The following is a 2823-nucleotide window of genomic DNA, read 5'->3' on the forward strand; positions in this document are numbered from 1 at the left end:
CGCCATTATGTTAAATGGAGGTTAGATTGGTGGAAAACTCCAGTTTTTGAAACTTCAAATAGAAGCTCTTTCGTTCAATTAGTAATTGTAATTTCTATATAAATTTATATTCTATTGAATAATTATTTCATAAATTCTCCTATCATATTTGGCTGCATATGTAGCTACTTCTTGATTAATCTTTTTATGACTTTTATCTACATATGAAAAGATTATTGAATCCTCATTATGCTGCTCATAGTTGATGGCGTATTTATATTCCGAATAAGGATAAAGAGTACCTAAGCTATAAGTTTTTTGAGCACTGATATAAGTTATTTTAAGATCTGTGATTGGGGCATTGGTCCAATTTTTAATAGAAATATATCCATTCTTTTCTAATGGTTGGCATCCTATAATTAAAACTAATGCAAGACAGTAAAATAGGCTATTCTTCATTTTGGTAGTTCTGTTCAATTGGTCTTATGAGTCGACTAATAACTATAACTTTTGAGGTATCACAGCTAGGATCTACTTCAGTTATCCAAGAATAATTATTTTTTTCTAGAGGATAGGATTCTCCGCCTCCATATGCTGCTTTATCACCTAAAAAATAAGTATCCGAATCTACTTTTAGGCTCTTAGTTTCCATATCCCAATCTAGAGTTTTTGTAGCAAAAATTGGCAGAACTTTAGATCCATCAGCATGTTCTAGGTATAGGCATTTACCTTCCCTAATAAGCTTAGCCTCACTATAACTTGCATTATCTGCTCCCCCCGTATATTGAATACGTGGAACAACTATATTTGATTCAATTTTTTCTGTAACTGGACTACAGGCTGCAAGTAAACTTAATAAAATAAATTCTAATTTTTTCATATTAAAGGAATTTTTTGATAAAATAATAATAGAGAAATTAAAGCAAATTATTCCAAAAGGCTCTGATTAAAAATTGTTAAAATTAATAGATATATGAGATAAAATTATGAAAAAATTTTTATATTTTAATTTCTTAGCAATTATTTTGACCTACGTATCTTTGCTTTATCAAAAAAATATATTAGTTGACCGCATAGTTGTAGATAAGCTTGGAGAAGTTGAAGTCATAGCTGGGGGATTTCCTCTACAGTTCCTTATAGATGGTGAAACCTCTCCAGTCGGAAGTATAAGTATCAATCCTTTATTTATTTTCATCGGCATGGATCAATTTGTTTTTCTCAATTTTTTTATTGATTATTTATTTTGGATAAGTATTTTATTTGCTTTTTCTATGATTGTGAAAAAGTACAGAATTGTATAGATCTCCTAAAATTAACATAATACGCCTTATACGAAATACTGTTTTTTATTCGATATAAATCATAAACTTATACTAAGACGTTCCAGGGTTCAGCGCACTGGAACGGCTTTTTTGTGACTATTCACGTTCCACGCCTATTCTTTGATCAATGTTTCACGGTTTTAATTAAATAAACTGAATAATTCAATCTGCACGATTTAAGCGATTATCTTGAATAAGATCATCCAATTTATCTTCTAAATCTTCAATCTTATATTTGAGCGATAAAATAGAATTTTTTAAACGCTCATTTTCAGGAGCATCAGGATTTTTTAATTGATTAAAAATTTCTAATAATTCGTTGCGATTAGTGCTTAACCTTTCAATGTCACTTTCAATAGCCATTCTTGGTGTCCACAGAGCAAGTAAACTTTGCTCATAGTCTTTGAGTTCTTGATGGCTCATTGCATCTAATTCAGCTCTAGTTTTCATGGTTTAAAATCCGTCTTGCTATGAAGAGCTTTAAAAATCCGCTTTGCTGTTTCCTCTCTTACACTTTTCGGATCTCGTAAGATGCCACTAATCCAAAGGGCAAAACTAGGATAGTCCTGGAAGTTACTTAGGTCTGATAGCTCAGAAAGTTTAGATAAAATAGCACTGTACTTGTTAATTTGAGCATCAGACAGGTTGCAGAATATATCTATTGTTTTTGGATCTCGCTCAGGAGCTATTAATTTTGGCTTAGATTTTTCTTTCACAGTGAACTTAAAGCCGACAACAGAACGTCCTTTTTTAACTGGACTATAGTCAACTGTTACATCGGTAAATTCATTAATTTCATCTAATGAGCTCTTCAAAACTCTTCGTTTTAAGTTCCTCAAATCTCTATAAGATTCTGGTAAACCAAACTCTGTAAACATTTCATCTAGCGTTAATTCAAAGCCATTTTTTGCCTGATTTTTTTTCGCTAAATGGTAAAAGTCTATTGAGTAGTCTTTTTTTAATTTTAGAACTACATCTTTTTTATAACGAGTGTATGGATTGTATTTATCTAAAATTTTCAACATCACCAAAACAATAGATGTAAACCTTAAAGATATCCCTGCATCTTCATAAGTAGCATCAATTACCCAGTTAGAGTAGACCTTTTTCCCCCTATCATTAACGTATGAAAAGGACCGATCTACTAGTTTTTTTGACGCATTTTCAATTTGTTTATAAGCAGAATTGACTTTGATACCACAGTCATCAGCAAATTGTTGAGCAGATATTAAGATTTGATCTTGTTCACTTGCATCGATATTTCTAGCAATCGGAGAAGCCATAATTAAAATTCTTTTTTCATCTACAGACATGCTTTTAAAGCATTCAGTAACTTTGTTTTGAATAGCCATTGTTGTTACTGGATAAGATTTATCATAACTATTTTCTTTATTCATTCAGATATCAAACCTTATAAAAAATGAACATGATTTTTGTACCCTTATGAGAAAACAATGTACACCAATAAACATAAGGGTACAATAATTTATTTGTACCCTTTATCATGCTATTTGTACCCTTT

Annotated in this window: 5 protein-coding genes; 1 reads left to right on the forward strand and 4 read right to left on the reverse strand. The window is 30.8% G+C overall.

Annotated features, from left to right (window positions below; genetic code table 11):
- Positions 1 to 111 precede the first annotated feature (111 nt).
- Both C502_RS0117865 and C502_RS0117870 read right to left on the reverse strand, forming a co-directional pair.
- Positions 112 to 438, reverse strand: coding sequence for a hypothetical protein (locus C502_RS0117865; RefSeq protein ID WP_005108845.1), 327 nt, complete (start codon positions 436 to 438; stop codon positions 112 to 114).
- Positions 428 to 859: a hypothetical protein gene (locus C502_RS0117870; protein ID WP_018680121.1), complete on the reverse strand. Its 432-nt coding sequence runs from the start codon at positions 857 to 859 to the stop codon at positions 428 to 430. The genes C502_RS0117865 and C502_RS0117870 overlap by 11 nt, the downstream gene beginning before the upstream one ends.
- 106 nt (positions 860 to 965) lie before the next feature.
- Between C502_RS0117870 and C502_RS0117875 the strand changes: the two genes are divergently transcribed.
- The gene (locus C502_RS0117875) at positions 966 to 1280 is read left to right on the forward strand and encodes a hypothetical protein (RefSeq protein ID WP_005108843.1); all 315 of its coding nucleotides are present in this window, start codon (positions 966 to 968) and stop codon (positions 1278 to 1280) included.
- 183 nt (positions 1281 to 1463) lie between these two features.
- Here C502_RS0117875 and C502_RS0117880 read toward each other — a convergent pair whose 3' ends face one another.
- The gene (locus C502_RS0117880) at positions 1464 to 1751 is read right to left on the reverse strand and encodes a hypothetical protein (protein WP_004728627.1); all 288 of its coding nucleotides are present in this window, start codon (positions 1749 to 1751) and stop codon (positions 1464 to 1466) included.
- Entirely contained in the window at positions 1748 to 2698 is a 951-nt protein-coding gene (locus C502_RS0117885) for a replication initiation protein (RefSeq protein WP_004728629.1), read from the reverse strand. The genes C502_RS0117880 and C502_RS0117885 overlap by 4 nt, the downstream gene beginning before the upstream one ends.
- Positions 2699 to 2823: the final 125 nt, after the last annotated feature.

This window comes from Acinetobacter tjernbergiae DSM 14971 = CIP 107465 (assembly GCF_000374425.1).
Lineage (GTDB): Bacteria > Pseudomonadota > Gammaproteobacteria > Pseudomonadales > Moraxellaceae > Acinetobacter > Acinetobacter tjernbergiae.